The organism is Caballeronia sp. LZ035, assembly GCF_031451175.1.
In the GTDB taxonomy this organism is placed as follows: domain Bacteria; phylum Pseudomonadota; class Gammaproteobacteria; order Burkholderiales; family Burkholderiaceae; genus Caballeronia.
This window is the reverse complement of sequence record NZ_JARUXS010000001.1, coordinates 784255-810972: the sequence shown is the minus strand read 5'-3', so window position 1 is coordinate 810972 and position 26718 is coordinate 784255. Positions and strand designations below refer to the sequence as shown.

Genomic DNA, 26718 nt, shown 5'->3' with positions numbered 1-26718 from the left:
CGCGTGCGCTGCACGAGGCGAACTATGTCTCCCGCCTGTCTTTCGGGTCTGCTCGCTCGCTGGTGTGCGCGCTTGCTTCTTGCGTGGTGACCGTGGGTTCTTTTTCTGCCGGCGTGTACCCGAACCAGCGCGGGTAGTGTTCCTTGACCGCGGGGCCGTCGAAGCGCAACGCGTGACAGCGGCCGAGCTGGAACGGCGGTTCTTCGGGCGTGGCGCGGTCGGCATGGCTGGCGTCGGACCGCTTGAAGGGGTTGCCGTTCTCGATCTTCCAGACGTCGCCCGCGAAAGCCTGGACGGCCGCGGTCGGCAGCACGCCGCACAGTTCGGTGAGATGCGTGCAGCCAGCCGTGCCGCGCAGTGCCTGATTGGCTTCGCGGCGAAAATTCTGCAGGAGGTTGAGGCCGATGAGCTTGCGATAAGCCGTGTTGGACTCGGCGCACAGTTCGCCATAGGGCGACCAGTCGGACGATGCTTCCGCGCCGACGATGGTGCAATTGCGGTCGATGGTGATGCGCAGCCAGAGTTCATGGATCGGCAGGCCGAGCGGCCGGACGCCCGTCGCGAGTTTGAAGTCGCGCGGTTTCTCATCGGTTAGACAGGCTTCGATATCCCACAGACCGTCTTCGCGCTCGAAGGCTTCCAGCCGAATTGCGCGTCGATGGCGCAAGTGTCGGGAAACGGGAGGCGAGAGAGGCATGCTGGAAGTGAGCCGGTACGGAGAAAACCGTGCGATTTTAGCATATTGGGTATTTCCAGCCGGACATGCCTCCAGGGGTTGGCACATGCGGCTGACGTGCGCTGGGGCATGGGCTGGGGCATGGGCTGGGGCATGGGCTGGGGCATGGGCTGGGGCATGGGCTGGGGCATGGGCTGGGGCATGGGCTGGGGCATGGGCTGGGTCATGGGCTGGGTCATGGGCTGGGTCATGGGCTGGGGCATGGGCTGGGTCGGGCGCTAGGGCATGGGCCGGGTCAGGCGCTGAGGCATGCGCTGGGTCAGGCGCTGAGGCGTGCGCTGGGTCAGGCGCTGGGGCATGGGCCGGGTCAGGCGCTGAGGCATGCGCTGGGGCAGGCGCTGAGGCATGCGCTGGGTCAGGCGCTGAGGCGTGCGCTAGGTCAGGCGCTGAGGCATGCGCTGGGTCAGGCGCTGGGGCAGGCGCTGAGGCGTGCGCTAGGTCAGGCGCTGAGGCATGCGCTGGGTCAGGCGCTGGGTCAAGCGCTGGAGCACGTCGCGTGATGCACGTTCGGGCGACTGTGCTCAGTCGTCGACGATCTCTTCGCTCCAGTCCTCGTCGCCGCCCTTCAGGATCTTGCCGATCGTGCCGCCGGAGAAACCTCGCGCCGCCAGGAAGCGCGCTTGTTTGGCGCGTTCGGCGGGCGTCTCCGGCAACGTGCCGTACTTCTTCTCCCAGACGTCCCGAGCGCGAGTGGTCTCGGTTTGCGCGAGTTTGTCGGCGGTCGCGCTGATGAGCGACTCGCCGACCGCATGGCGCTTCAACTCGCCGATGATCCGGCTGCCGCCCATGCGCGCGGCCCGCCGATGCACGACGCTCTCCACGAAGCGTTCGTTCGACAGCCAGCCGTCGCGCTCCAGTTCGTCCAGCACGGCGTCGAGGGAATCGGCTTCGCCGACGTAGGGACTCAATTTTCGCGACAATTCGGCCCGGCTATATTCGCGACGCGACAGCGCCGCGAGCGCCCGCCCCTTCAAGGAGCGCTGTGGACGCCTCGGGTCGTTCGCCTCGGCAACCGAAGTCTTGCGTGTGCGCTGGCTCGTGCGGGTGAACACCGCTTCTTCCGCCACCGCCAAAGGTGCTTCACCCGGCGCGCATTGCTCGAATGGCTCGAATGGGTCGGCGTCGTCGAAGGGATCTGCGAATGATGGAGGGGCTGGCTGAGCGACCCGGAACGCAGGCGCGGACGTGGGCTCGGCGGAGGCCGATGTACGTTCGGCGCGCGGGGCTTGGGGCTGCTCGGTAGCGTGCTTCAGCAGGGCGCGAGCATGTGCAAGACGCGTTGAGCGAGGGCTTGCGCTGGTTGCATCGGATTGAGCGTCGGAAGCGGGCGATGCGGACGATGCACGCGCCATATCCGACGCCGGAGCTGGCTCGTCCGCCCGACCGCCGAAGCTTGCCCCGGAAACGCGACGCGCCGACGCGAAAGACTTCTTCGCGTCGGCGCGTTTCTTGTCACCGCGTGGGAATGCGCCTTTGGACGTGCCTCCGCGCCGCTCGCTGCTTCGTTCGCTGCTTCTTTCGTAGCGATCGACGAATGCGCAACCCTCTTCGGTTGCCTCATCCGCCGGACCGGGCTGCGAATCAGCCTCTGAATCAGCCTCTGGATCAGCCTTCGAATCCGCCTTCGAATTCGTCTTCGAACCGGGCCGGCGCCTGAGCATCGTCCTTCAGGCTCGACGCTTATTCTTCGTCGGCCACTACGGCCTTGGCGACGACCGCTTCACCCATCGCGGCCACGCCCAGCGATTCGCGGATCTTGTTCTCGATCTCGCGCGCGATGTCCGGATTCTCGCGCAGGAATTCACGCGCGTTGTCCTTGCCCTGGCCAATGCGGTCGCCGTTGTAGCTGTACCAGGCGCCGGCCTTGTCGACCAGCTTGGCCTGCACGCCAAGATCGATGATTTCGCCCTGACGCGAGATGCCTTCGCCGTACAGGATGTCGAAGATGGCTTCGCGGAACGGCGGCGCGACCTTGTTCTTCACGACCTTCACGCGCGTTTCATTACCGATGACTTCGTCGTTCTTCTTGATCGAGCCAATGCGGCGGATATCCAGACGCACCGACGAGTAGAACTTCAGCGCATTGCCGCCGGTGGTGGTTTCCGGATTGCCGAACATCACGCCGATCTTCATGCGGATCTGGTTGATGAAGATGACGAGGCAGTTCGTGCGCTTGATGGTGCCGGTGAGCTTGCGTAGCGCCTGCGACATCAGACGCGCCTGGAGGCCCGGCAGCGAGTCGCCCATTTCGCCTTCGATTTCCGCCTTCGGCACGAGCGCCGCCACGGAGTCGATGACGATCATGTCGATGGAACCCGAGCGCACCAGCGCGTCCGCGATTTCGAGCGCCTGCTCGCCCGTGTCCGGCTGCGAGATCAGCAGTTCCGGCACGTTCACGCCGAGCTTGCCTGCGTATTGCACGTCGAGCGCGTGTTCCGCGTCGATGAAGGCCGCCGTGCCGCCGAGCTTCTGCATTTCGGCAACGACCTGCAGCGTGAGCGTGGTCTTGCCCGACGACTCCGGACCGTAGATTTCCACCACACGGCCACGCGGCAAACCGCCGACGCCGAGCGCGATGTCCAGACCGAGCGAACCGGTGGACACTACCTGAATGTCTTCGACCGCCTCACCTGCGCCGAGCCGCATGATCGACCCTTTGCCGAATTGCTTTTCGATCTGCGAGAGCGCGGCGGCCAGGGCCTTGCTCTTCTCCGCAGTCATTCCAGCCGGGCCTTTCTTGCTTTCTTCCATGAATCGTCCTTTGCTATGATGAACGGCGTCTGAGGCAGTGTTCATGGGCCTTCCCGCTGCTCGAACGAGCTTCTCGAAAGGCCTTTTCACACGCACGCAGACACTGTATAAAAAAACAGTAGTTTTTGCAAGCGGGTAGCAGCGCGACGCAGCTTTTTTTCCGCGTCATGCAAGTTGCACACCCCTGCGCAAGAACCGCGAACCACCTGGAGACCGCCGCGCCGGGCGACATTCGGTGCCGGCAATGCCGCTGCGCTTCGCCGCGCATGGGGCGTACCAAGGCGCACACGACGATGCGAATCCTCATTGCCGAAGACGACAGCATACTCGCGGACGGTCTCGTCCGATCACTCCGCCAATCGGGCTACGCCGTCGACCATGTGAAGCACGGCGTCGAGGCGGATACGGCCCTTTCGCTACAGACTTTCGACCTCCTGATCCTCGATCTCGGACTACCGCTGATGTCCGGCCTGGAGGTGCTGCGCCGCCTGCGCGCACGCAATTCGCAGATGCCCGTGCTGATCCTCACCGCCGCCGACAGCGTCGACGAACGCGTGAAGGGACTCGACCTCGGCGCGGATGACTATATGGCCAAGCCCTTCGCGCTCAACGAGCTCGAAGCGCGCGTGCGGGCGCTGACGCGGCGCGGCGCGGGCGGCGGCCCGACGGTCGTGAAGCACGGCTCGCTCTGCTTCGACCAGGTCGGACGCATCGCGACGATCGGCGAGCAGGTCATCGACTTGTCCGCGCGCGAACTCGGCGTGCTCGAAGTGCTGTTGCAGCGAAGTGGCCGGCTCGTGTCGAAGGAACAGCTCGTCAATCACCTGTGCGAGTGGGGCGAGGAAGTCAGCAACAACGCCATCGAAGTCTACGTGCACCGGCTGCGCAAGAAGATCGAGCCGAGCGGCGCAAAGATCATCACGGTACGCGGGCTCGGTTACACGCTGGAGAAAGCGGGCGCGTCGTCGAATGGCGCGGGCCCGCAGCCGCCGGCCGACCCGCTGCCCGCCAGCCATCACTACAAGTAGGCGGCATGGCGTCGTCGGCTTCCACTGAATCGCGCGCGCCGAAGTCTTCCGCTGACGCCTCCGCCGACTCCGACACCCTGCGCGACGCGCGCTACGCCAACCCGTTCGCGCCGCCCGACGAACTCGAGCCCGATACGCACGCGCATCCGCGCTCCCTCTTCGGCGAAATTCTCGACTGGATGCTGGCGCCGCTGCTGCTGCTCTGGCCGATGAGCATCGCGGTGACCTATCTCGTCGCCAAATCGATCGCCAACGGGCCCTTCGACCGCGCGCTCGAAGCCGACGCCTACGTGCTGGCGCGGCAGATCCAGCCGGTCAACGGCGTCGCGGAGCTGCGCCTGCCCGACGCCACTCGCGATTTCCTGCGCGCCGACAACGTCGACAGCGTGTTCTTCCAGGTGCTCGGCACGCGCGGCGAGCTGGTCGGCGGCGACCGGGACATGCCGCTGCCGCACGACGACGACCGGCCGCAGCCCGGCATCGTCGAATTCCGCGACGACGTGCTGCGCGGCAACGACATCCGCGTCGCCTACACGACGGTCGATCTGCCCGGACTCGCGCCCGGACGCGATCCGGCCAGCACCCAGCCGGTGCTCGTGCAGGTCGCCGAGACGCTCGACAAGCGCAGCCAGCTCGCCAACGACATCATCAAGGGCGTGATCCTGCCGCAGTTCGTGATCCTGCCGCTCGCGATCATCCTGGTGTGGTTCGGACTGTCGCGCGGGCTCGCGCCGCTGCATGCGCTGCAATCGAACATCCGGGCGCGCCGTCCGGACGATCTCTCGCCGCTGGACGCGGACCGCGCCCCGCCGGAAATCGCGCCGCTGGTCGCCTCGTTCAACGACCTGCTCACGCGGCTCGAACAGAACATGGAGTTCCAGAAGCGTTTCATCGCCGATGCCGCGCATCAGATGAAGACGCCGCTCGCGGGCTTGCGCATGCAGGCCGAATTCGCGATGCGGCAGGAGGTGTCGGCGGAAGTGCAGCGCTCGCTGGAACAGATCGCGACGAGCTCCGAACATGCCGCCCGCCTCGTGACGCAACTGCTGGCGCTGGCGCGCGCCGAGAATCGCGCGGCGGGCGGCATTTTCTCGCGCATCGAGCTGACGACGCTCGCGCGGCTCGCGGTGCGCGACTGGGTGCAGCCCGCGCTCGCCAAGCAGATGGACCTGGGCTTCGAGGAGCCGCCTCATCCGGTGGAGGTGGAAGGCAACGTCGTGATGCTGCGGGAGATGCTCTCGAACCTGATCGACAACGCGATCCGCTACACGCCCGCGGGCGGGCGCATCACCGTGCGCGTGCGGACCGCCGACGACGACCTCGACCTCGTGCATCTCGAAGTGGAAGACTCGGGGCTGGGCATTCCGGCAGCGGAGCGCGGGCGCGTGGTGGAGCGCTTCTACCGGATTCTCGGGCGTGAAGGCGACGGCAGCGGGCTGGGGCTTGCGATCGTCAAGGAGATCGCGACGATGCATGGCGGCACGCTCACTATCGAGGACCATGTGTACCAGGACAGCCCCCGGCTGGCCGGAACCCTCGTGCGGGTCAGTCTTCAGCGGGTTTATCCTGCCCGGGACAAACCCTGAAAGTCGGTTTCGGAATTCCCGTATTCAAACGTGCAAAGCGTGAAATAGAGCGCAGTTAAACTGGCGTTCGAGTCGTGATCCTGTCAGATCGTCGCATGCGATCCACACGAGCCCACTTCGGGCCTGACGAGCCCGCGTCAGAACGCCGTAAGTTTTCGTTCCAATAATCGTTGCACCGGAGCCGCCAGGTCGCGGACCGACGTATCCGAAAAATTCAAATCAGGACAGGAGGCGGTACATGGCTACGGTTGAGGGGCGCGTTTCGCACGCACCGATGACGGCGGAGGAAAAGAAGGTCATCTTCGCTTCGTCGCTCGGGACGGTGTTCGAGTGGTACGACTTCTATCTGGCGGGCTCGCTCGCCGTCTACATCAGCAAGACCTTCTTCTCGGGCGTGAACCCGACGGCCGGCTTCATCTTCACCCTCCTCGGCTTCGCGGCGGGCTTCGCAGTGCGTCCGTTCGGCGCGATCGTGTTCGGACGACTCGGCGACATGGTCGGGCGCAAGTACACGTTTCTCGTGACGATCGTGATCATGGGCCTGTCGACGTTCCTGATCGGCTTCCTGCCCGGTTACGCGACGATCGGCATCGCAGCGCCGGTGATCTTCATCGCGATGCGTCTGTTGCAAGGCCTGGCGCTCGGCGGCGAGTACGGCGGCGCGGCGACCTACGTCGCGGAGCACGCGCCTTCGAACAAGCGCGGCGCGTGGACGGCGTGGATCCAGACCACCGCGACGCTCGGCCTGTTCATCTCGCTGATCGTGATTCTCGCGGTGCGCACGGCCGTTGGGGAAGAACAGTTCGGCGCGTGGGCGTGGCGCATCCCGTTCCTCGTGTCGATCCTGCTGCTGGCCATTTCGGTGTGGATCCGGATGAAGCTGCATGAATCGCCGGTGTTCGAGCGCATCAAGGCCGAAGGCAAGACCTCGAAGGCGCCGCTCACCGAAGCGTTCGGCGAGTGGAAGAACCTGAAGATCGTGCTGCTGGCGCTGTTCGGCCTGACGGCGGGCCAGGCGGTCGTGTGGTACACGGGCCAGTTCTATTCGCTGTTCTTCCTCACGCAGACGCTCAAGGTGGACGGCACCAGCGCGAACATCATGGTCGCCGTGGCGCTCCTGATCGGCACGCCGTTCTTCGTGTTCTTCGGCTCGCTGTCGGATCGCATCGGACGCAAGCCGATCATCATGGCCGGCTGCCTGATTGCCGCGCTCTCGTTCTTCCCGCTGTTCAAGGCGCTTGCGCACTACACCAATCCGACGCTCGAGGCCGCGACGCAAAAGTCCCCGATCGTCGTGATCGCCAATCCGGACGAGTGCTCGTTCCAGTTCAATCCGGTGGGCACGGCGAAATTCACGTCGTCGTGCGACGTCGCGAAGGGCGCGTTGTCGAAGGCCGGCCTGAACTACGAGAACGTGGCGGCGCCGGCGGGCACGATGGCGCAGATCAAGGTGGGCGAAACGGTCGTCAACACCTATGACGGCAAGGGCGCCGACGCCAAGGCCCAGGGTGCCGCGTTCGACAAGACGCTCGCCGGCACGCTGAAGAGCGCGGGCTATCCGCCGAAGGCCGATCCGGCGCTGATCAACTGGCCGATGGCGATCGTGGTGCTGACCATCCTCGTGATCTTCGTGACGATGGTGTACGGGCCGATCGCGGCGATGCTGGTCGAGATGTTCCCGGCGCGGATCCGCTATACGTCGATGTCGCTGCCGTATCACATCGGCAATGGCTGGTTCGGCGGCTTCCTGCCGGCGACGGCCTTCGCGATCGTCGCAGCCAAGGGCGATATCTACTCGGGGCTGTGGTATCCGATCGTGATTGCGCTGGCCACGTTCGTGATCGGTATGCTGTTCGTGAAGGACACGCGCAAGTCGAACGTGTATCACGAGGATTGAGGGGCTTGTAACGGGCGGGTTTTAAGAAATCGCCGGGAGAGGCTTGACAGCCCGAACCGCCCTCTGCATAATCTCGTCTTTCGGCGAATTAGCTCAGCCGGTTAGAGCGACGGAATCATAATCCGCAGGTCCGGGGTTCGAATCCCTGATTCGCCACCAAGCTTCAAGAAAAAGCCGCTGTTCCAAAAGGACAGCGGCTTTTTTGCGTCTGCGACGCCGGAAAGCATCCAGGCCTTCCAGCCCTGTGGAGGCGGCCACGAGCGCGGACCACTTGGCCAACCTCCACTGCTTTTAAGCCAGATTCACTTCCGTGAGCCCATCGGCTAATCCGGCTGTCCCATCATTCTCGTAACCAATCCGGGACGAGGAACCATGAAGACCAAAGCAGCCGTTGCATGGAAAGCGGGCGCTCCGCTCACGATCGAGGAAGTCGACCTAGAAGGCCCTCGCGCAGGCGAAGTCCTGATCGAGATCAAGGCCACCGGTATTTGTCACACCGACTACTACACCCTCTCGGGCGCCGACCCGGAAGGCATCTTCCCCGCAGTGCTCGGTCACGAGGGCGCGGGTGTCGTCGTGGACGTCGGCCCGGGCGTCGGCACGCTGAAGAAAGGCGATCACGTCATTCCCCTGTACACGCCCGAATGTCGCCAGTGCAAGTTCTGTCTCTCGCGCAAAACGAACCTGTGCCAGGCCATTCGCTCGACGCAGGGCAAGGGCCTGATGCCCGATGCGACTTCGCGCTTCTCCCTCGATGGCAAGCCGCTGTTTCACTACATGGGCACGTCGACATTCTCGAACTTCATCGTGGTCCCGGAGATTGCCGTCGCAAAGGTGCGTGAAGACGCGCCCTTCGACAAGATCTGCTACATCGGCTGCGGCGTGACCACGGGCATCGGCGCGGTCGTGTATTCAGCGAAAGTCGAAGCCGGCGCGAATGTCGTCGTGTTTGGCCTCGGCGGCATCGGATTGAACGTCATCCAGGGCGCGAAGATGGTCGGCGCCGACAAGATCATCGGCGTCGACATCAACCCCGGCCGTGTCGAACTGGCGAAGAAATTCGGCATGACCCACTTCGTCAATCCGAAGGAAGTCGAGAACGTCGTCGACCATATCGTGCAGCTGACTGACGGCGGTGCGGACTACTCGTTCGAGTGCGTCGGCAATACGCAGCTGATGCGCCAGGCGCTCGAATGCACCCATAAAGGCTGGGGACAGTCGTTCATCATCGGGGTCGCCGCGGCCGGCCAGGAAATCAGCACGCGCCCGTTCCAGCTCGTGACGGGCCGCGAATGGAAAGGCTCCGCGTTCGGCGGCGCACGCGGCCGCACCGACGTGCCCACCATCGTCGACTGGTACATGGAAGGCAAGATCAACATCGACGATCTCATCACGCACCATCTCAAGCTCGACCAGATCAACGAAGGCTTCGACCTCATGAAGAAGGGCGAATCCATCCGGTCCGTCGTCATCTACTAGGCATGCCGTCCGTCCTCTCGCCTACGGCTTTGCTTCACCCGCTTCTCTTACCTTCAAAGGAACACCATGACTGTCTACACCCATGTCACCGTTGGCACGAACGACCTCGCGAAAGCCCGCTCCTTTTACGACACCGTCCTGGGCGAGCTCGGCCTGAAGCGCATCGCCGATCTCGACAACAACGGTTCGATCTGGGGCGAAAGCGCGCCGTCGTTCTTCGTGCTGAAGCCAGCCAATGGCCACCCGGCAACCGTCGGCAATGGCGTCACCGTTTCGTTCGAGGCTCCGGACCGCGCGTCGGTCGACGCGTTCCACAAGACGGCCCTGGCTCAAGGCGGCACGTGCGAAGGCGTTGCCGGCCCGCGCGGCTGGGCACCGCACGCCTACGCCGCCTATGCCCGCGACCTCGACGGCAACAAGCTCGCGGTGTACTGCTTCAAGCCGGAATAAGCGAGCAAGGCTTCGTGCAGCCTCGCGCTGCGTCACGTTTCGGCGCTGCTCTCCGCAGCAGCGCCGAAACGCTCCCGATAGACGAGCGGCGTGATGCCAAGGGTCGTCTGAAACGCTTTACGCATGGCGTCATACGTCTTGAAGCCGGAGTCCGCTGCGATCGTCTTCGCTGGCAGGTTTCCTTCCTCCAGCATGCGCCTGGCCGCTTCGATCCGCGCTCGCATCAGAAAGGCCGTAGGCGTCGTGCCCGTTTCTTTCCTGAAGCATCGATTGAAGCTGCGCACGCTCATCGCAGCGCGAGACGCCATGTCCGGCGTTGCGAGGTCCTGGTCGAGGTGTTCGAGCATCCAGTTCTGCAGGTCACGCACGCTGACGTTTTGCGTCGCGTTGCAGTCGAGATGGGCACTGAACTGGGATTGTCCGCCTTGTCGCCTCAGAAAGACCACCAGGTCTCTTGCCACATCGAGCGCGATGTCCGCGCCGAAGTCCTGCTCGACGACAGCAAGCGCCAGATCAAGACCCGCCGTCACGCCGGCCGACGTCCACACTTTTCCCTGCTGGATGAAGATGCAGTCCGAGTCCAGTTCGACAGTGGGATAGCTTGCCTGCAACATGTCAGCGACTGCCCAGTGCGTCGTCGCCCGCTTTCCGTTCAGCACGCCGGCCTGGGCGAGAAAGAATGCGCCCGAGCACAGCGCGATCGTGCGTTGCAGCTGAGACGCGCAAGCCTTGAACCATTCGACGATGTCGGGCACGTTGTTCACCGCGCCCTCGATGTCCCATGCGCCAACGATGACCGCGGTATGAGGGATGTTCAGCGAGGAAAGCTTCTTCTCCGCGTACAAGGGGATCTCTGTCTCGGACATGACGGGTCCGATGGCCATCGAAGTCAACTTGACGTCATACGCGCCAGAACGCTCACGCTTTCTCAAGTGCGCGTTGGCATATTTGAAGACGCTGAGTGCGCCGACCGCTTCCAGTGCCTTGAAGCCCGGATAGATGATGACGTCGACTGTGATGTTCATGGTGCTGTTCTCTCATTCCGACTTCATGACGCACGGGCTCGGGCCTGAACCTGCCATAAGCAGCGCGTAGCCGCTCGTACCCAGCCGATTACCGAGAACGACATCCTCGCACGAACATCACATCACGCGACGACGAAAATGCCCGGGTTCCGCACCGGTCACCGGGCTTGGAAACGTCCAGATGCAGTCGCTCGTGAGGCTGCCAAGACAAGCGGTCCGCTGGTTCAATCCGCCGAATGCCAGGCTCGATACGTTACCCAGCGGGGCATTCCCCGGCGGACCCTGCATGTCTTCCCACGTCAGGGTGCCATTCTGGATCCCGGCCGCGACTTTCGCCGCAAAGCGATCGTCCGGTTCGTCGAGAACGACTTGCACCTCGCCGTCCGGTCGAATGAGGAGAATGCGGTTACTGCCGATGCACGTGACCCACACTCCACCATGCTCATCGAAAGTGAGCCCGTCCGGCAGGTCGGCTCCGCCGAACTGCGCCACGACTTCCTTGTCGCTGAGCGAACCGTTCGCGTTCATCCTGAAGCGGCTCACCCGCTGAGCGTATGTCTCGTTGACATACACCCATCGGCCATCGGGGGAAAACGCAATCTCGTTGGTGTAGCCCAGGCCATCGGCCACGATTCGCGTACCGCTCGAATCGTGGAAGCCGATGAATCCGTCGGCCACCGTCCTGTTCCACGCCAGACTACGGGGTATCTGCCGCGTGCTGACCGTGAACCAGATGCCGCCCGTATCCGTGACCGAGACGTAGTTCGTCGGCGGCAACGGCTTTCCGTCCACATGATCAACGACGTGACGAACGCTTCCCTCGCGGTCGATGGCATGAATGCCGCCGTCCCTCACGCCGAGATGGGCAAACAGGATTCTGCCATCAGGATGGACCGCGATACCGTTCGGAAGAAACGTTCGCTCATCATCCGCACGCTTGACGATGTGTTGCAGCCCGCCCGACGGGCTCACCAGCGAGTAGCCGCCCGCCCCGTGACTGCATACGAGACTTCCGTCTGCGAGCGAGAGCACGCATTCTGGCCGCTTCACGCCGATCGCCACACGGCCCAGGTCTTCGAAGCGCACCCGGAAATCTCGGGGCACAGGATAGGCATTCGGCATTGCACGGCCTCGAAGCGGTTTTGACTGCATTCATTGCACACGCGAGAAGCGATGCCGGCCCACGACATCGCCTCACGCTCGTGTTTCCAGCGACAGCGTAGTCCATGCCGCGCTCAGCCTTTCGACACTTCCATCAATCCACCTGTGCCACCGCAGCCGCAGTCGTCTCGCGCAGACCTTTGCGAATCACGTCGACGAGCCGCCTGATGTCGTCCGGCGTGTTGAACATGGCCAGTGAAATACGGATGCCGCCGCGTTCCGGCGACACGCGGACATCATTGCGCGCAAAGTAATCCGCCCATTGCTGCACGGGCAAGTCGAGCACATAGATGTGGTTACGCTGACCCCGGTCGCGCGGACCGACCACGGCGACGTCGAGCTCATCGAGCTGGCTGATCAGCTGGTCGCCCAGTTCGGACACGTGCTTTTGAATGTTGGCAACGCCGACGCTTTCGATGAGCTTGATCGCCGCATCGAGTGCGTGCAGGTCCGGCAGATTGATATTGCCGAATTCAAAGCGCAGCGCATCCTTGCGGACAGCCATATCGTCGGGACGCGCGATGTAGTCGGCCGGCGGATTCAGCATACTCGACATCGCGAGATACGCCGGGCGCAATTCATCGAGGCCATCCGCGACGTACAGCAAACCCAGGCCTTGCGGCACGAGCAGGCCCTTGTGCGTGCCCGCAGCAAGCATCGAGATGTTGAACGCCTTGACATCGACAGGAACGACACCGACCGACTGCATCGCGTCGACGACCAGGTAGATTCCACGGTCCTTGCACAGCTTGCCGATGCTCAGCAGGTCGTGCACCTGACCCGCGTGGAAGGTGACATGCGAAAGCGTGATGACTTTCGTGCGCCCGTCGATGAACGGTTCGAAGGTCTTCGCCGTCGCGATTTCATTGTCCTTCAGCGGCGCGAACCGCACCTCCACACCCTTGCGCTTCAGATTCAGCCACGCGTAGGCGTTGTTGGGATGGTCGCCTTCAATCAGAACCACGTTGTCGCCCGCTTCGAGCGGCACGGCGTTCGCTGCAATGTTGAGACCTTCCGACGTGTTTTTTGTGAAGGCGATCTCGGATGCCGATGCGTTGAAGAAGCGCGCCACGTTGCCGCGAATTTCTTCGACACGGCGAATCCAGACGGGCTTCGGTCCGGCCATTTCATAGCCTTCCGTCAGGAACGAATAGAGCGCGTCGCGCACCGGCAACGACAGCGGCGTCTGGTGACCCGAATCGAGGTAAAGCTGGCGCTTGGTGACCGGGAACTGTTCGCGAATCGATGCAAGCTTTTCGGTGGCAATCATTTTCTCTCTCACTTCAAGGTGTAGGTGGCGCGAGCCGCGTGAGGCACGCCGTCGATGCAATGGGGATTTCAGAAACGCGAGCCGGAGTGCGCCTCGCTCAGAACGTGTGCCGGGTCGCCGTGGTCACTGATGTCGTGAGCGGTCGATACGCGAAGCGCCTGCTTCGCCGCACGCTTCGCTTCGAACCTGGCGATGACCGCGCAGGCGATCGAATTGCCGACCACGTTGGTGACCGTGCGGCCCATGTCGATGAAGGTGTCGGCGGCGAGCAGCAGCGCGATACCGTCAGCCGGGATGCCGAAGAGCGGCAGCGTCGCGGCAACCACGACAATCGACGCACGAGGAACGCCGGCAATGCCTTTGCTCGACACCAGCATCACCAGCAACATGCCGAGTTGCTGCTCGAACGACATGTGGATGCCGTAGACCTGCAACAGGAAGACCGAAGCGAACGCCTGGTACATCATCGAGCCGTCGGCGTTGAACGAGTAGGCCAGCGGCAACACGAACGACGTGATGCGATTCGAGATGCCGAACTTCTCAAGCTGTTCGAGCATCTTCGGAAACGTCGCTTCGCTCGAAGACGTCGAGAACGCGATCAGCATCGGCTCCTTCACGAGACCAAGCAGGCGGAACACGGGCTTGCCGAGGAACAGGAAACCGATGGCGATCATGACGGCGCAGAGCAAGGTCATGCCGGTGTACACGCCGCCAATGAATTTTCCATAGGTGCCGAGGACGCCCAAGCCCTGTACCGTGACCGTCGAAGCCACGGCGGCAAACACGCCGATGGGCGCAAAGCGCATCACGAAATCGGTCACCCGCAACATGACCTTGAATGCGCCTTCGATCGAGTGATTCAAGCGCCGGATGGCCGGCTCCTTGCCGCCATACGCCGACACCGCAAAGCCGAAGAACAGCGCGAACACGAGAATCGCCACCACGTCGTTCTGCGCCATCGCGAGGAAGATGCTCTGCGGCACCATGTGCGAGATGAAGTTCTTCAGGCTGAACGCAGCGGTGCTGACCTCGCCCGCCGCACCGGTGTGAGGCGGTGTCACGCCGACGCCCAGGGCCATGTGGTTCGACAGCGCCAGGCCGAGCACCAGCGAAAGAACGGACGCGGCCACAAACCAGAGCATGGCGCGGATACCGACGCGTCCGACGTCGCCGGGATGCTCACAATGACTCATTCCCGCGACGACGCCCGTGAAGACGAGCGGCGCGATGATCATCTTGATGAGACGCAGGAAGATGTCGGTCAGCGTCGACAGATATCCGGCAATCTGCTTGTTGAGCTCCGCCGAGCCCGTGGTGCTGTGAATGACGCCGCCAACCGCTATGCCAGCGACGAGAGCGATCAGAATCCACGTGGAAAGTCGAATGCGCTTCATGGGTGTCTCCTCCGAAGGACCAGCGACCAGACTGTTCTCAGTCCTGGTTTCAGCAACACATCGTCAACACGCGAGCAGATGGCGCGCGTGGTGTTCGAGATGCGATGCAATGAATGTCGAAATAAAAAAGGTGCTGTGTCCGTAATCGGCGCGGCGGCGAAGGCGTAGCTGAACATCGCCTCGGGCCGCCGCTGCGACCAGCGGGGCCCGCTTCAGTTGAGATTCAAGAAATTCATCTGCATCGCCCTGGTCGATCAGGATGTCGGGGCCGGCCCCACCGTGTTTCTCGATGCGGTGCGTGGCGTCATGGCGAGCCCATCGAGTTGATGCAAGTGCCGCTGTTCCGTCCATTGGACCCTCTCTGGTGAAAGCAAAACCGGCTATCGATGTCAGCAGTTTTCTGACTTGTTCCAATTTTTGGTTCACCAAATTCCACTGTCAAGGACTTATCGCGCTCCTGATAGGAGATCGATACGTCTCACCAAAGCACGAAAGGGCCACGCATCAGGGGAATGACGCACGTCGTCCAGGTTTCCGTCCACTCGTTCGCGAGGGATAACACCTACGATAAATTCTATTAAGTGGAACTCCTAGATTCCATTAAACGGGTTTGCTCATATACTGCCTTTCATGGATGCAGGACCGAGCGATTTCGCCCCTTTACTGTTGAGAGACATTGCGATGACGACCCAAAGCACCCGGCTCGAGCACGACCTGCTCGGCGACCGCCACGTTCCCAATGAGGCCCTGTACGGCGTTCACACGCTTCGGGCAGTCGAGAACTTTCCGATCAGCGGCATTCCCATCAGCCAGTACGGTGGTCTGGTCCGGGCGTTGGCGGAGATCAAGCGTGCTGCGGTTCAGGCGAACGCAGAGCTGGGCCTCATCGATGCCGAACGAACTCAAGCCATCGAGTCCGCGTGCCGCGAAATCATCGACGGCAAGCATCACGAACATTTCGTGGTAGACGTCATCCAGGGTGGCGCGGGCACGTCGAGCAACATGAATGTCAACGAAGTCGTGGCGAATCGCGCGCTGGAAATACTCGGTGCGGCGCGCGGCGACTATCAGCGGCTGCACCCGAACGAACACGTCAACATCGGCCAAAGCACCAACGACGTGTACCCGTCCGCGATCAAGCTGGCGCTGCAGTTTTATATCGACGAATTGCTCGTCGCGATGGCCTACCTTCGTGAAGCCTTCGAGCTCAAAGCGGAAGCATTCCGCGGCGTGCTGAAGATGGGCCGCACGCAGTTGCAGGACGCCGTGCCCATGACGCTCGGTCAGGAGTTCAGCACCTACGCAGTCATGTTGCAGGAAGACGAGTCGCGTCTTGCCGAAGCTCGCTTGCTCCTGCTCGAAATCAATCTCGGCGCCACGGCCATCGGTACCGGCATCACCGCTCACCCCGACTATGCCGCCGCGGTGTGCCGCCATCTGCGCGACAACACGGGATATGCGTTCCTCACGGCCGGCAATCTCGTCGAAGCAACCCAGGACTGTGGCGCGTTCGTGCAGGTATCCGGGGTGTTGAAGCGGATCGCCGTGAAGCTCTCCAAGACCTGCAACGATTTACGACTGCTGTCGTCGGGCCCACGCTGCGGGTTCGGTGAGATCCAGCTGCCGCCGATGCAAGCGGGCTCCAGCATCATGCCGGGCAAGGTCAACCCGGTGATCCCGGAAGTGGTCAACCAGATCGCGTTCGAGGTCATCGGCAATGACCTCACGGTGACAATGGCCGCCGAAGCCGGTCAGCTTCAGCTGAATGCCTTCGAGCCCATCATTGCGTTCAGCCTGTTCAAGAGCATCCAGCACCTCGCGGCCGGCGCCAGGACCCTTGCAGACCGGTGCGTGCGCGGCATTGTCGCGAATCAGGAGCAGCTTCGCGCCAGCGTGGAGCGCTCGATTGGCGTGGTCACGGCGCTGAACCCGTATATCGGTTACGCGAACGCGACCCGGATTGCACGCGAAGCGCTGGAAACAGGTGCGCCGGTTTATGAGCTGGTTTTGTCGAGCGGCCTGCTGTCGAAGGCGGATCTCGACCGGATCCTGGACCCGCTGGCGCTGACCGTTCCGGAAAACCAGCCTCGTTCGTACCTGCTCACGCCGGAAATTCCGGTCAGTTGCGAGCCGGGCGAAGGCGCGGTGCTGCCCGTTCCGCGCCCGGTTCAGTAGATCGACCATCCATGCCGGGCGACCCTCCGGGGCGCTCGGGCACGCAGGCAATCGGGTATTCTTATGCGACCACGTACCGTACAACTCGCCTGGAGTCAGCGCGCTGGCTCGTCCACAGCGCGCGAGACGACGAAAGTCATGCACAAGGTTGACATCCCGATCCCCGACGCACCCGAACCCGAAGTCTCCCCGACCGAGCGCGCTTTCCACATCATCGAGATGACGGCGCAGCTTGGCCGCGTGACGACATCGGATTTGGTGACCGCGCTCGGCATTCCCAAGACCACGGCTCACCGGCTGGTGAGCAACCTGGAAGACTTCGGCTTCCTGGAGCACGGGATCGAGCGCGGACGTTATCAGGTCGGTCCCCGTCTGCTTGAACTCGCGACCAACATCCTCGCCGCTTCGACCACGCACGGACCCATCCACGCGCTGCTGATGGAACTGTCCCGCCGGACCGCCGAGACAGTCAGCCTGGGCGTGATGCGTGGCTCCGAGGTGGTCTACATCGACAGTGCCATCGGCAATTCGCCGCTTACGCTGAACTTCCAGAAGGGACATCGTGCGCCGGTGCACTGCACATCGTCCGGCCGCGTGTTCCTCGCGAACATGGAAAAGAAGCAGCTCGATGCCTACATGCTGAGCGGGCCGTGGGAGCCGATTACCCCGTACACGCTCGTCGACCCTGACCGTCTCCGGCTGGAAATCGAGCAGGTTCGCAAGCAGGGTTACGCGACGAACGACTCCGAATTCGCGATCGGCGTAGTGGGCGCCGCGATTCCGATCTCCGGTCCCAACGGACGCGTCATCGCCTGCCTGAGCATTTCGGCGCCGAAGGCCCGGAAGTCGCTCGAGGAAATCACGCTCCTCGTGCCGATGATGCAGGCAGCGGCCCTGCGCATCACCAAGATTCTCAGCACGGTGGGCTCGCAGGATGCCGATGAGGAGCCTGAGGTGAAGCCGCCGCGCCGTAAGCGGTCGTGATTCGAGCGAGGGCGTCCTTTCTCCGACCGCCTCCGCGTAGGTCGGATGCCGCGACCCGCTGCGCATTCTCCAGCATACGAATACAGCCAGCGCTGCACGGCTTCTCGAGGTACGACACTTTGCTCAAGGCGCGTGACCTCGCCCCCGCAAGCCTGCCTTCACATGTCAGCCGCCTCTTTGCGACGCGCCCAATCGGGACCGCTCTGCGCTGACCGCACGGAACCGCCCGGCCCCCACGTTTGCGAACGCAATCCGTACGACCTCCCCCGCGACGTTTGCTTACAAATGTCACACCTCCCACGTCCACCGCGCGCTTCGCATCGCGTTTATGGCAGACAGGCACCCGCGCTTCGCATGCCGACAACCGGAGTCACCGCCATGAACGCCCTTCCCCAGATCCCGTCCGACGTCCCGACGAAAGCCTCGCGCATTCATCCTTTGGTCGCGGCTGCGGCCGTATCGGTGATCCTTGCATGCGGCACCGGCGTAGCGGCGATGACCGGGCTGTTGCCGTCGTCGAAGGCCACCGCCAACACCGTCACCGCCTCGCCGCTCGTCGATGCGGAGGTGGCCAAAGCGACTTCGTCTCCCGCGCCGTCAGCGAGCCAGAAGAACAACCCGTTGCCCCGCGCAGTACGCGGACATCACATCAACCCCGCCCGCCCCGTCGAACCGGTTCGCGAAACGGTCCAGCCCGCGCAGAATCCCGTCCCTGCCTACGATCCCTACGGAGGCCAGGTGACCGCCGTCAACGCCGTGCAAAGCGCGCAGCCGACGACCGGCATCGGCGCAATCGGCGGCGCGGTGGTGGGCGGTCTCGCGGGCACGCAGATCGGCCAGGGACGCGGCCGCACGGCGGCGACGATTCTCGGCGCGATCGGCGGGGGCTTCGCGGGCAACCAGATCGAGCACGTCGTTCACAAGACGACCACCTATCAAGTGCAGGTCCGCATGAACGACGGCAATGTGCGCAGCTTCAACTACGACGCTGCGCCAGGCGTCGCGGTCGGCCAGAAGGTGCGCGTGTCGGGCGAAACCTTGACGCCCGCCTGACACGAAAAACACGGCGCTTAAGACAAGCCTAATTTTCCGGTGCGAAGATGTCTTCCATGTCGAATGCATCCGCGCCACCCGCGTCCCGGCGTCGCGCAGCACGTCGGCCCACGCGAGAAACTCAATCGGGAGTGCTTCTGTGAAGAAGAAATCGAACAGCATGAAATCCAGCCGTCCGGCCATGTCGCCGTTGCTCCGCTCGCTGACGTACAGCCGCGCGGCGCGCGAGCCGATGATCGACGGCATGCTGTTGCAGTGCTACGCCGCGCTCGACGCATTCGATCGCGGGCACGGCTCGCAGACGCTCTTCATGACGCTGTGCCGTCACCTTCTGGTCGCCGAGGAACTGTGTCAGCTCGGCCACGCAGCCGATTGCGCCGACGACATCACGGTCGCGCACGAAGCGCTCGTCGCACTGGATAACCGACATTCCGCCGATGGCGCGTGGATCCTCGATGCCGACGCGCACGCTCAACTCTGCACGGCGCTCGCGCTCTTCGGTCAGCAACTGGAGGAAGCGACGCTCGAACATATCGCCCAAGCGGAAGCGCGGATGGTCACGCAATCGCTGCTCGCCGCGAACATGCGTTCGAGTCTCAAGCGCGCTCAAATTGCGTGATGCCGGGTGATGGGTGGCGTGTTCGCAACACATGACATCCGTACTTTCCCGCAAAGCGTGCAGCAACGGGAACAAGTGTTTGCAAACGTACATTAAGACGAATGAACGCTCACGATACTTGTCCTTAGCGCACGGGGGGAAGCAGCACGGCGCGCTGAGAGACCGAGAAACAGGATGGGCGGCACTCGAACGGTTCGTTGATGGAAGCAGAGCGCACAAGCCGGATCACAACAACAACACGCGCATGCTTTTGACAACGGCCCTGTGAGTCGCAGGCAAACAAGCCGACGCTCCGACAACACGATGTTCAAAAGCCGGCTTGCGCCGGCTTTTTCTTTGGTGACCCGCTGAAGTCCAACGCTGAACGACAAAAACACATTCAGCGATACCGCGAAAAGACCCGCCGCGCACACTCCACGCACCAGACGCGCGGCGCAAGCTCTGCCCGGGCGCTCCAGACATGACCGTACGCGCACTGCCATTGGAGCGGCGTGGCGTCGTCGAGATAGCCCGGCGAGAGCAGCAAGCCGCCGCGTGCCTGTGCCATGTCGCGCAGGCGCCGCGTCGCCGCATCGCGACGCTGCAACGCGCAGTTCATGCACCGCACGTTCTGCGATGCTTCGAGCGACGCATCCCATGCATGTCCGCACGCGCACGTCCACAGCATGGACGCGTCCGGGTTCCCGCCACTCGCCGCGCGTTCCCGATAGCGCGCCGCTGCCGCCATCGACTGACGATACGCGTTGCGCTTGTCCGGGCGTGCCATCGGGTGGAAGGAAGGGGTCAGTGCTGACCGCCGCGGATCGACTCGGAGCGCGAGGTCGTCACGACCGTGCCGTCCGGGCCGAAGTGCGCGTTGAACATCGCGTCCTGATTCACGCCGTCCTCCAGCCAGTGCCAGCTCCACACACGCTCCTTCTTGAGCGGATATTCGGCGATGGTCGTCGGCTTGCCCAGCAGCCTGCGGGCTTCGTCCATGGTCATGCCGGGGCGCACTTTCGCGAAGTTCGCGGCAGTCAGGACCTGCGTGACGGAGACGAAGCGGCCGTTGGCATCGAGATCGACCATATAAGTATTCGTGCCGGCCGGGCCGCGCGGATATTCGAGACGCTTGCTGCCGTCAGTGAAGTTCCGTTCGGTCTCGGGCTCGCCCATCTGGTCGCGGATCTGCGCCTCGGTCGTAACGCCCGGCTGCAGATTCTTGAGCAGCAGCGTGTCCGGCTTCACCGCATTGAAGAACGCCTTGAGCTTGTTCAATGCATCCTCGCCTGGTTGCTGATCGCAGCCCGACAGCAGCGCCACGGCCGATACCGCGACCAACGCGCTGCACACGATCTTTCTCATCTCCGCTCCCCTCGCCTGCGCGTCCACGCGCGGAATCAGCCGCCGGCCGAGCCCAACAGCGGCATCGGATCGATGGCGGCGCCCGCCTTTCTCACTTCGAAATGCAGCGCCGGCGTGCCGCTCGGGCCGGTGCCCATGTCGGCGATGGTCGCGCCCTGCTTGACGGTGTCGCCTTCCTTCACGAGCAGCTTCTCGTTGTAGGCGTAGGCGGTGAGATAGTCGTTGCCGTGCTTGACGATGATCATGCGGCCGTACGAGCGCAAGCCGCTGCCCGCATACACGACCTTGCCGGCCGCCGCCGCCTTGACGGGCTGGCCGACCTTGCCTTCGATGTCGATGCCCTTGTTGCCGCTCGCCCCGAACTTGCGGACGACATCGCCGTGCGCGGGCCACGCGAAGGTGCCCTTGCCTACGGGTGCGCTGTTGGTGCTCGCGTGCTCCGTGGCCGGGGCCGGCGACGGGGCAGGCTTCGCGGCCGCCGCCTTGTCGGGCGTGGGCAGGAGCGGCGGCTGCGCCGACTTCGCCGTCGATGAAGACGCAGTACTCGAAGCCGCAGCCATGGCCGAGCCCGGCGGCGCAACACGCAAGACCTGTCCGATGTTGACCTGCTTGCTCTCGGGCAGATGGTTCCACGCGATCAGGTCGGCGGGCTGCTGCTTGAAGTTGCGCGAGATGCCGTAGAGCGTGTCGCCCGGCTTGACCCGGTAGAAACCCGCTTCGACCGGCGCGAGCGACGCCAGCGGTGCGGCGGCCGGCGCCGTGAGCGGCACGGCTGGCGCGCTCGTCACGCCCGCCCCCGCACTCTGCACGACCGGCGGCGCACTGCTCACCGAACTTTCGACAATCGGCGCCGGCGTGCGCGGCGTCGACGAACACGCGGCCAGACCGGCCGCCATCCCCGCTGCGAGTAGCGTTCTCACGATCGAACGATGCATGTCCGATCCCCGCGCCGCCTGCACCTCAAACGCTTCCATGTGCATCACCACCTGCTTTCTCATGCTTTTCGTCTTGAACTTTTTCTGACTTTGCGTCCGCGTCGGCACGCGGCTTCCTTCCGTGCGCCGCTCATGCCGCCTGCGCCGCGCGGATCCCGATTGCTGGAACAGCACAAACTCCGCCAGCATAAAACATTGGCAGAAGGAATTCGTTCAAATGACGCAAACGATACCCATCGGCCGGCTTCGCGAGCGGGTGACGACGCCTCCGCGCGCACAGCACGACAGGCCCTCAGGCCTTGGAGTTGCGTCGGCTCATTTTCCACAGCGCACCGAGCAGCACCGGCACGATCGCCGCGCCGATCCCCACCAGCACGATCACATTCAGATACTGCTTGATGAACGGAATGTTGCCGAAGAAGTAGCCGAGCAGCACGAGGAGCAGCACCCAGAACAGCGCGCCGAGCACATTGAACAACTGGAAGCGCGCGTGGCTCATGCCGGACACGCCCGCGACGAACGGCGCGAAGGTCCGCACGATCGGCACGAAACGCGCAATCACGATGGTCTTGCCGCCGTGACGTTCGTAGAAGTTGTGCGTCTTCTGCAGCGCGGCGCGGTCGAGAAACCGTTCGAGCACGGGAATATGGGTGTCGAAGACCTTCGGCCCGATGGCGCGGCCGATCCAGTAATTCAGCGTGTTGCCGGTGATGGCGGCGATCAGCAGCAGCGCGATCAGCGCCAGCAGATTCATCTCGTGGGACGCCGCGAACGCGCCGCCGATGAACAGCAGGGAATCGCCCGGCAGGAACGGGAACACGACAAGCCCGGTCTCGCAAAACACGATCAGGAACAACACCGCGTAGACCCAGGCGCCGTAGCTCTGGATGAAGACCCCCAGCGACTTGTCGATATGCAGGATGAGTCCCAGAAATTGCAGCAGCGTGTCCAAAAGCGTTCCTCGAAAGAAGTCCGGCGGCCGCGGCGAGCGGCGCATCCGGGGGTCAGAAAGGGAGTCGCGCCATGATACCGAAGTGCCGCGTCGCGTCAGTTAAAAAGCACGCAGTGGGGCACTTCCCGAGGCGCCTGGGCGGAACGTCAGTGCCGGGACGGCCGCGGGCGAATCGCTATAATTCGCCATGGCCGACCTCAACGAACCCTCCGCCGCCGCTTTGACCGCGGATGACCCGCACCGTTCGCGCGGCATTGCGCCGCTGCCCGACCAGCTCATCAGCCAGATCGCCGCGGGCGAGGTGGTGGAACGGCCGGCCTCGGTGGTCAAGGAACTGCTCGAAAACGCCCTCGATGCCGGCGCCCGGACGCTGCGCATCACGCTCGACGAAGGTGGCGTCAAGCGCATCGTCGTCGCCGATGACGGCTACGGCATGCCGCCCGGCGAGTTGCCGCTCGCGCTGCTGCGCCATGCAACCAGCAAGATTCGCTCGCTCGCCGATCTCGAAGCGGTTGCCACCCTCGGGTTTCGCGGCGAAGCCATAGCGTCGATTGCATCGGTGGCCGAGTTGTTCATCACGAGCCGCACCGACGCCTGTCCGCACGCCACCCGCATCGACGCCCAGACGGGCGCGCTGTCGCCCGCGGCGGGCACGACCGGCACGACCATGGAAGTGCGCGAGTTGTATTTCAACACGCCCGCGCGCCGCAAGTTTCTGAAAAGCGAGCAGACCGAACTCGGCCATTGTCTGGAAGTGATCCGCCGCACGGCGCTGGCGCGTCCGGACGTCGCGATCTCGGTGATGCACAACGGCCGTGCCGTCGAGCACTGGAACGCGAGCGATCCGCAGACCCGCGTCGCGAAGATCCTGGGCGAAGTCTTCGAAACCGCGCACCTGCCGCTGGACGAACGCGCCGGACCGCTCGCCGTGTATGGCTGCGCGGGCCTGCCCACCGCCAGCCGCGGCCGCGCCGACCAGCAATACTTCTTCGTCAACGGCCGCTTCGTGCGCGACAAGCTGCTGACCCATGCCGTGCGCGCCGCCTACGAAGACGTGCTGCACGGCAACCGTTACCCGGCCTACGTGCTGTTTCTCGACCTGCCGCCCGAATCCGTCGATGTGAACGTGCATCCGTCGAAGATCGAGGTTCGCTTCCGCGATTCACGCTCGATTCACCAATACGTGTTCCATGCCGTGCAGCGGGCGCTGGCGCGGCACGCGGGGGCGTCGCCGGAAACGACCTCGGGCGGACACGCGGCGCAGTTGCAGGCAACCGGCCCGGCGTCGTTCAGCGCGAAGCCGTTCGCCGGCCAGGATCCGCTGGCCGCGCGCGGCATGAGCGGCACGAGCGAGAACGGCACGAACTGGCTGCGTCAGTCGCGCATGACGCAGGGCACGCTGCCGGTCGCGCAGCCGTTGGCGCTGTACGACGCGCTGTTCGGACGCAAGGACACGGGCGTATCGAGCGCGATGACGCCGCCCGAATCGCGTGAGACGTCCTACCCGACCTCCACCCAACCGCCCGTCTGGGCCAGCGACAGCGCCGCGCCTGCCACCTACGGCCAAGCCGCTTCGGCGCATGCCGACGACCAGCCGCTCGGCTTCGCGGTCGGGCAAATACATGGCATCTATGTGCTGGCGCAGAACGCGCGCGGGCTCGTCCTCGTCGACATGCACGCGGCGCACGAACGCATTCTCTATGAGCAGTTCAAGCTCGCCCTCGCCGATCACACCATCGCCGTGCAGCCGCTGCTGATTCCGGTGTCGATGACGGCGGAACCGGTGGAAATCGGCATCGTCGAGGAAGAGAAGGAGACGCTCGATGCGCTCGGTTTCGATCTCGCGGTGCTTTCGCCGACTTCCATCGCCATCCGTGCCGTGCCTGCCCTGCTGAAGGATGCGGATCTGCAAGCGCTCGCGCGCGCCGTGCTCGCCGACCTGCACGCGTACGGCGGCTCGCGCGTGCTGACCGAACGGCAGCACGAACTGCTCGGCACGCTCGCGTGCCACAACGCGGTGCGCGCGAACCGCCGCCTCACGCTCGACGAGATGAACGCGCTGCTGCGCCAGATGGAAGCAACGGAACGCGCGGATCAGTGCAATCACGGGCGGCCGACCTGGTTCCAGCTGACGCTCGCGGATCTCGACCGCCTGTTCATGCGCGGACAATGAGCGCTGCCGCCCTGCCGGTGGCCTGTCTGCTCGGACCGACGGCGTCCGGCAAGACCGCCGCCGCACTCGCGTTCGCGGCGCGGCATCCGGTCGAGATCATCAGTGTCGATTCGGCGCTGGTGTACCGCGAGATGGATATCGGTACGGCGAAGCCCAGCCTGGAAGAGCGCGCGGCGGCGCCGCATCATCTGATCGACATCATCGATCCGGCCGAGTCCTATTCCGCCGCGCAGTTTCGTGCGGAGTCGCTGCGGCTGGTCGAGGAGATCGTCGCACGCGGCAAGTTGCCGTTGCTGGTCGGCGGCACGATGCTCTACTACAAGGCGCTCACGCAGGGCCTCAACGATCTGCCGGGCGCCGATCCGGCGGTGCGCGCCGCGCTCGATGCCGACGCCGAACGCGACGGCTGGCCCGCGCTGCATGCGCGTCTCGCGGCGCTCGATCCGGACACGGCGGCGCGGCTCGCGCCGAACGATTCGCAGCGCATCCAGCGCGCTCTCGAGATTTTCATGCTCACCGGCCAGCCGATGTCCGCGTTGCTCGCCGCGCCGCGCGTGGTCGAGCAGGACACGCGCTGGCGCTTCGTGCCGGTGGCGCTGGAACCGTCGGACCGGGCGGTGCTGCACGGGCGCATCGAAGCGCGCTTCGATGCGATGCTGGCGCACGGTTTCATCGACGAAGTGAAGCGCCTGCGCGCGCGCGGCGATCTCGATCTGTCGATGCCGTCGATGCGCTGCGTCGGGTATCGGCAGGCGTGGGAATACCTGGATGGCGCGACGCCCTACGACGAGATGCGCGACAAGGGCGTGTTCGCGACGCGTCAGCTGTGCAAGCGGCAGTTGACCTGGCTGCGCGGGATGCCGGAGCGGGTCGTGGTGGATTGCTGCGCGGCAGATGCGACAGAGCGGGCGATGGAGGCGATGGAGCGGGCGGCGGCACTCTGATCCGCTTGACTTGGTCTTGAGGCGCCGCGCTATGATTGGCGAACCCGACCCGTATTCGTAACCGACTCCGGACATGACCCGACCCTCCGAAGCCTTGCTCGCACATCGACAGGACATTCTGCGCATCGTCACGACGAATCACGCCGCCAATGCTCGCGTATTCGGCTCGGTACTGCACGGCGACGACAACGACGAAAGCGATCTCGACCTGCTCGTCGATGCGCTGCCAGGCGCCACACTGCTTGATCTTGGCGCCATTCAGGTTGAGCTGGAGGACTTGCTCGGCGTGTCGGTAGACGTTGTGACGCCCCAGGACTTGCCGCCGACATTCCGCCGCGACGTGCTCGACGAGGCGCTGTCTTTATGAACGCGAAACAGCGGCAATTGCGTCTCGGCGACTACGTTGCGCACATGCTCGACGCCTCTCGAACGGCACGCGAGTACATCGCGCGCATCGACAAGGCCGAGTTCATGGAAACGCGCATGATCCAGCAAGCCGTCATCTTGAATCTCATCGTGATCGGAGAGGCGGCGGTTCAGATCGAAACAGAATTCCCGGAATTCGCGCAGGCCAATGCTGCGGTTCCGTGGAAGAAGTTGCGCGGTATGCGCAACCGCATGACGCATGGTTACTTCGACACTAACCTGGACATCGTCTGGGAAACGGTGCAGACAGCCTTGCCCGATCTGGAGCGCCGCTTGGCTCAGCCGCTCGAATAGTGCGAGGTATCTGAAACGGCAACGCACAAACAAAAAACCCTC

General features: G+C 63.9%; 26 protein-coding genes and 1 tRNA gene. 15 read left to right on the top strand and 12 right to left on the bottom strand.

The window, feature by feature from the left end; translation table 11 throughout:
• Positions 1-22 precede the first annotated feature (22 nt).
• Positions 23-697 (bottom strand): DUF2889 domain-containing protein, encoded by a 675-nt coding sequence (locus tag QCE88_RS03855; protein ID WP_309899324.1) that lies wholly within the window; start codon positions 695-697, stop codon positions 23-25.
• 78 nt (positions 698-775) lie between these two features.
• Here QCE88_RS03855 and QCE88_RS03850 point away from each other — a divergent pair, with 78 nt between their 5' ends.
• Positions 776-958 (top strand): hypothetical protein, encoded by a 183-nt coding sequence (locus QCE88_RS03850; RefSeq protein WP_309899322.1) that lies wholly within the window; start codon positions 776-778, stop codon positions 956-958.
• A gap of 299 nt (positions 959-1257) precedes the next feature.
• Here QCE88_RS03850 and recX read toward each other — a convergent pair whose 3' ends face one another.
• A complete protein-coding gene (gene recX, locus QCE88_RS03845) occupies positions 1258-1788 on the bottom strand; it encodes a recombination regulator RecX (protein WP_409018036.1) in 531 nt (176 codons plus the stop codon).
• A gap of 628 nt (positions 1789-2416) precedes the next feature.
• Positions 2417-3487: a recombinase RecA gene (gene recA, locus QCE88_RS03840; protein ID WP_309899320.1), complete on the bottom strand. Its 1071-nt coding sequence runs from the start codon at positions 3485-3487 to the stop codon at positions 2417-2419.
• Between the two features lie 293 nt (positions 3488-3780).
• Here recA and QCE88_RS03835 point away from each other — a divergent pair, with 293 nt between their 5' ends.
• From QCE88_RS03835 to QCE88_RS03810, 6 genes are all read left to right on the top strand, one after another.
• Entirely contained in the window at positions 3781-4515 is a 735-nt protein-coding gene (locus QCE88_RS03835) for a response regulator transcription factor (RefSeq protein WP_309899319.1), read from the top strand.
• Positions 4516-4520: 5 nt separating this feature from the next.
• The gene (locus QCE88_RS03830; RefSeq protein WP_309899317.1) at positions 4521-6101 is read left to right on the top strand and encodes a sensor histidine kinase N-terminal domain-containing protein; all 1581 of its coding nucleotides are present in this window, start codon (positions 4521-4523) and stop codon (positions 6099-6101) included.
• Positions 6102-6339: 238 nt separating this feature from the next.
• Entirely contained in the window at positions 6340-7998 is a 1659-nt protein-coding gene (locus QCE88_RS03825) for an MFS transporter (protein WP_309899315.1), read from the top strand.
• An 82-nt stretch (positions 7999-8080) separates the two neighbouring features.
• Positions 8081-8157: transfer RNA gene (locus tag QCE88_RS03820), tRNA-Met, on the top strand.
• A 213-nt stretch (positions 8158-8370) separates the two neighbouring features.
• Positions 8371-9477 (top strand): S-(hydroxymethyl)glutathione dehydrogenase/class III alcohol dehydrogenase, encoded by a 1107-nt coding sequence (locus tag QCE88_RS03815; protein ID WP_309899313.1) that lies wholly within the window; start codon positions 8371-8373, stop codon positions 9475-9477.
• Positions 9478-9543: 66 nt separating this feature from the next.
• Positions 9544-9927, top strand: a complete 384-nt coding sequence (locus QCE88_RS03810) for a VOC family protein (protein ID WP_309899311.1) — start codon at positions 9544-9546, stop codon at positions 9925-9927.
• Between the two features lie 32 nt (positions 9928-9959).
• Here QCE88_RS03810 and QCE88_RS03805 read toward each other — a convergent pair whose 3' ends face one another.
• The 5 genes from QCE88_RS03805 to QCE88_RS03785 form a co-directional block, all read right to left on the bottom strand.
• The gene (locus QCE88_RS03805; protein ID WP_309899310.1) at positions 9960-10952 is read right to left on the bottom strand and encodes a helix-turn-helix domain-containing protein; all 993 of its coding nucleotides are present in this window, start codon (positions 10950-10952) and stop codon (positions 9960-9962) included.
• Between the two features lie 117 nt (positions 10953-11069).
• Positions 11070-12074 carry an SMP-30/gluconolactonase/LRE family protein gene (locus QCE88_RS03800; protein WP_309899308.1) on the bottom strand — a complete coding sequence of 335 codons (1005 nt, stop codon included), beginning with the start codon at positions 12072-12074 and terminating at the stop codon, positions 11070-11072.
• 133 nt (positions 12075-12207) lie between these two features.
• Positions 12208-13383: an aminotransferase class V-fold PLP-dependent enzyme gene (locus QCE88_RS03795; protein ID WP_309899307.1), complete on the bottom strand. Its 1176-nt coding sequence runs from the start codon at positions 13381-13383 to the stop codon at positions 12208-12210.
• Between the two features lie 68 nt (positions 13384-13451).
• Positions 13452-14777 carry a dicarboxylate/amino acid:cation symporter gene (locus tag QCE88_RS03790; protein ID WP_309899304.1) on the bottom strand — a complete coding sequence of 442 codons (1326 nt, stop codon included), beginning with the start codon at positions 14775-14777 and terminating at the stop codon, positions 13452-13454.
• A gap of 63 nt (positions 14778-14840) precedes the next feature.
• On the bottom strand, positions 14841-15203 hold the full coding sequence (locus QCE88_RS03785; RefSeq protein WP_309899302.1) for a hypothetical protein: 363 nt from the start codon (positions 15201-15203) through the stop codon (positions 14841-14843).
• A gap of 255 nt (positions 15204-15458) precedes the next feature.
• On the opposite strand from QCE88_RS03785, the gene QCE88_RS03780 reads away from it, so the two are divergent.
• The 4 genes from QCE88_RS03780 (at position 15459) to QCE88_RS03765 (ending at position 19608) form a co-directional block, all read left to right on the top strand.
• The gene (locus tag QCE88_RS03780; protein ID WP_309899301.1) at positions 15459-16952 is read left to right on the top strand and encodes an aspartate ammonia-lyase; all 1494 of its coding nucleotides are present in this window, start codon (positions 15459-15461) and stop codon (positions 16950-16952) included.
• Positions 16953-17090: 138 nt separating this feature from the next.
• Complete coding sequence (locus tag QCE88_RS03775; RefSeq protein ID WP_309899299.1) at positions 17091-17936, top strand: IclR family transcriptional regulator; 846 nt, start codon at positions 17091-17093, stop codon at positions 17934-17936.
• Positions 17937-18314: 378 nt separating this feature from the next.
• Complete coding sequence (locus QCE88_RS03770) at positions 18315-18989, top strand: glycine zipper 2TM domain-containing protein (protein WP_309899297.1); 675 nt, start codon at positions 18315-18317, stop codon at positions 18987-18989.
• Positions 18990-19128: 139 nt separating this feature from the next.
• The gene (locus QCE88_RS03765) at positions 19129-19608 is read left to right on the top strand and encodes a hypothetical protein (protein ID WP_409018034.1); all 480 of its coding nucleotides are present in this window, start codon (positions 19129-19131) and stop codon (positions 19606-19608) included.
• A 379-nt stretch (positions 19609-19987) separates the two neighbouring features.
• Here the strand turns inward: QCE88_RS03765 and QCE88_RS03760 are convergent, their stop codons facing one another.
• The 4 genes from QCE88_RS03760 to QCE88_RS03745 form a co-directional block, all read right to left on the bottom strand.
• On the bottom strand, positions 19988-20374 hold the full coding sequence (locus QCE88_RS03760; protein WP_309899294.1) for a hypothetical protein: 387 nt from the start codon (positions 20372-20374) through the stop codon (positions 19988-19990).
• A gap of 17 nt (positions 20375-20391) precedes the next feature.
• Entirely contained in the window at positions 20392-20952 is a 561-nt protein-coding gene (locus tag QCE88_RS03755) for a hypothetical protein (RefSeq protein WP_309899292.1), read from the bottom strand.
• Between the two features lie 35 nt (positions 20953-20987).
• Positions 20988-21950 carry a peptidoglycan DD-metalloendopeptidase family protein gene (locus QCE88_RS03750; RefSeq protein WP_309899290.1) on the bottom strand — a complete coding sequence of 321 codons (963 nt, stop codon included), beginning with the start codon at positions 21948-21950 and terminating at the stop codon, positions 20988-20990.
• 229 nt (positions 21951-22179) lie between these two features.
• Positions 22180-22839: a DedA family protein gene (locus QCE88_RS03745; RefSeq protein WP_309899288.1), complete on the bottom strand. Its 660-nt coding sequence runs from the start codon at positions 22837-22839 to the stop codon at positions 22180-22182.
• A 187-nt stretch (positions 22840-23026) separates the two neighbouring features.
• Here QCE88_RS03745 and mutL point away from each other — a divergent pair, with 187 nt between their 5' ends.
• The 4 genes from mutL to QCE88_RS03725 all read left to right on the top strand — a co-directional run bounded on the left by mutL (position 23027) and on the right by QCE88_RS03725 (position 26676).
• Positions 23027-25012 (top strand): DNA mismatch repair endonuclease MutL, encoded by a 1986-nt coding sequence (mutL, locus tag QCE88_RS03740; RefSeq protein WP_309899286.1) that lies wholly within the window; start codon positions 23027-23029, stop codon positions 25010-25012.
• Positions 25009-25956 carry a tRNA (adenosine(37)-N6)-dimethylallyltransferase MiaA gene (gene miaA, locus QCE88_RS03735; RefSeq protein WP_309899284.1) on the top strand — a complete coding sequence of 316 codons (948 nt, stop codon included), beginning with the start codon at positions 25009-25011 and terminating at the stop codon, positions 25954-25956. The genes mutL and miaA overlap by 4 nt, the downstream gene beginning before the upstream one ends.
• 73 nt (positions 25957-26029) lie before the next feature.
• A complete protein-coding gene (locus QCE88_RS03730) occupies positions 26030-26323 on the top strand; it encodes a nucleotidyltransferase family protein (RefSeq protein ID WP_309899282.1) in 294 nt (97 codons plus the stop codon).
• A complete protein-coding gene (locus QCE88_RS03725; RefSeq protein WP_309899280.1) occupies positions 26320-26676 on the top strand; it encodes a DUF86 domain-containing protein in 357 nt (118 codons plus the stop codon). Before QCE88_RS03730 ends, QCE88_RS03725 begins: the two co-directional genes overlap by 4 nt.
• Positions 26677-26718 lie beyond the last annotated feature (42 nt).

Bases quoted from the DNA above. Each gene is read 5' to 3' on its own strand.
- QCE88_RS03855 (WP_309899324.1), bottom strand. From the start codon at position 697: ATGCCTCTCTCGCCTCCCGTTTCCCGACACTTGCGCCATCGACGCGCA.
- recA (WP_309899320.1), bottom strand. From the start codon at position 3,487: ATGGAAGAAAGCAAGAAAGGCCCGGCTGGAATGACTGCGGAGAAGAGC.
- QCE88_RS03835 (WP_309899319.1), top strand. From the start codon at position 3,781: ATGCGAATCCTCATTGCCGAAGACGACAGCATACTCGCGGACGGTCTC.
- QCE88_RS03830 (WP_309899317.1), top strand. From the start codon at position 4,521: ATGGCGTCGTCGGCTTCCACTGAATCGCGCGCGCCGAAGTCTTCCGCT.
- QCE88_RS03825 (WP_309899315.1), top strand. From the start codon at position 6,340: ATGGCTACGGTTGAGGGGCGCGTTTCGCACGCACCGATGACGGCGGAG.
- QCE88_RS03815 (WP_309899313.1), top strand. From the start codon at position 8,371: ATGAAGACCAAAGCAGCCGTTGCATGGAAAGCGGGCGCTCCGCTCACG.
- QCE88_RS03810 (WP_309899311.1), top strand. From the start codon at position 9,544: ATGACTGTCTACACCCATGTCACCGTTGGCACGAACGACCTCGCGAAA.
- QCE88_RS03805 (WP_309899310.1), bottom strand. From the start codon at position 10,952: ATGAACATCACAGTCGACGTCATCATCTATCCGGGCTTCAAGGCACTG.
- QCE88_RS03800 (WP_309899308.1), bottom strand. From the start codon at position 12,074: ATGCCGAATGCCTATCCTGTGCCCCGAGATTTCCGGGTGCGCTTCGAA.
- QCE88_RS03795 (WP_309899307.1), bottom strand. From the start codon at position 13,383: ATGATTGCCACCGAAAAGCTTGCATCGATTCGCGAACAGTTCCCGGTC.
- QCE88_RS03790 (WP_309899304.1), bottom strand. From the start codon at position 14,777: ATGAAGCGCATTCGACTTTCCACGTGGATTCTGATCGCTCTCGTCGCT.
- QCE88_RS03780 (WP_309899301.1), top strand. From the start codon at position 15,459: ATGACGACCCAAAGCACCCGGCTCGAGCACGACCTGCTCGGCGACCGC.
- QCE88_RS03775 (WP_309899299.1), top strand. From the start codon at position 17,091: ATGCACAAGGTTGACATCCCGATCCCCGACGCACCCGAACCCGAAGTC.
- QCE88_RS03770 (WP_309899297.1), top strand. From the start codon at position 18,315: ATGAACGCCCTTCCCCAGATCCCGTCCGACGTCCCGACGAAAGCCTCG.
- QCE88_RS03760 (WP_309899294.1), bottom strand. From the start codon at position 20,374: ATGGCACGCCCGGACAAGCGCAACGCGTATCGTCAGTCGATGGCGGCA.
- QCE88_RS03755 (WP_309899292.1), bottom strand. From the start codon at position 20,952: ATGAGAAAGATCGTGTGCAGCGCGTTGGTCGCGGTATCGGCCGTGGCG.
- QCE88_RS03750 (WP_309899290.1), bottom strand. From the start codon at position 21,950: ATGAGAAAGCAGGTGGTGATGCACATGGAAGCGTTTGAGGTGCAGGCG.
- mutL (WP_309899286.1), top strand. From the start codon at position 23,027: ATGGCCGACCTCAACGAACCCTCCGCCGCCGCTTTGACCGCGGATGAC.
- miaA (WP_309899284.1), top strand. From the start codon at position 25,009: ATGAGCGCTGCCGCCCTGCCGGTGGCCTGTCTGCTCGGACCGACGGCG.
- QCE88_RS03730 (WP_309899282.1), top strand. From the start codon at position 26,030: ATGACCCGACCCTCCGAAGCCTTGCTCGCACATCGACAGGACATTCTG.
- QCE88_RS03725 (WP_309899280.1), top strand. From the start codon at position 26,320: ATGAACGCGAAACAGCGGCAATTGCGTCTCGGCGACTACGTTGCGCAC.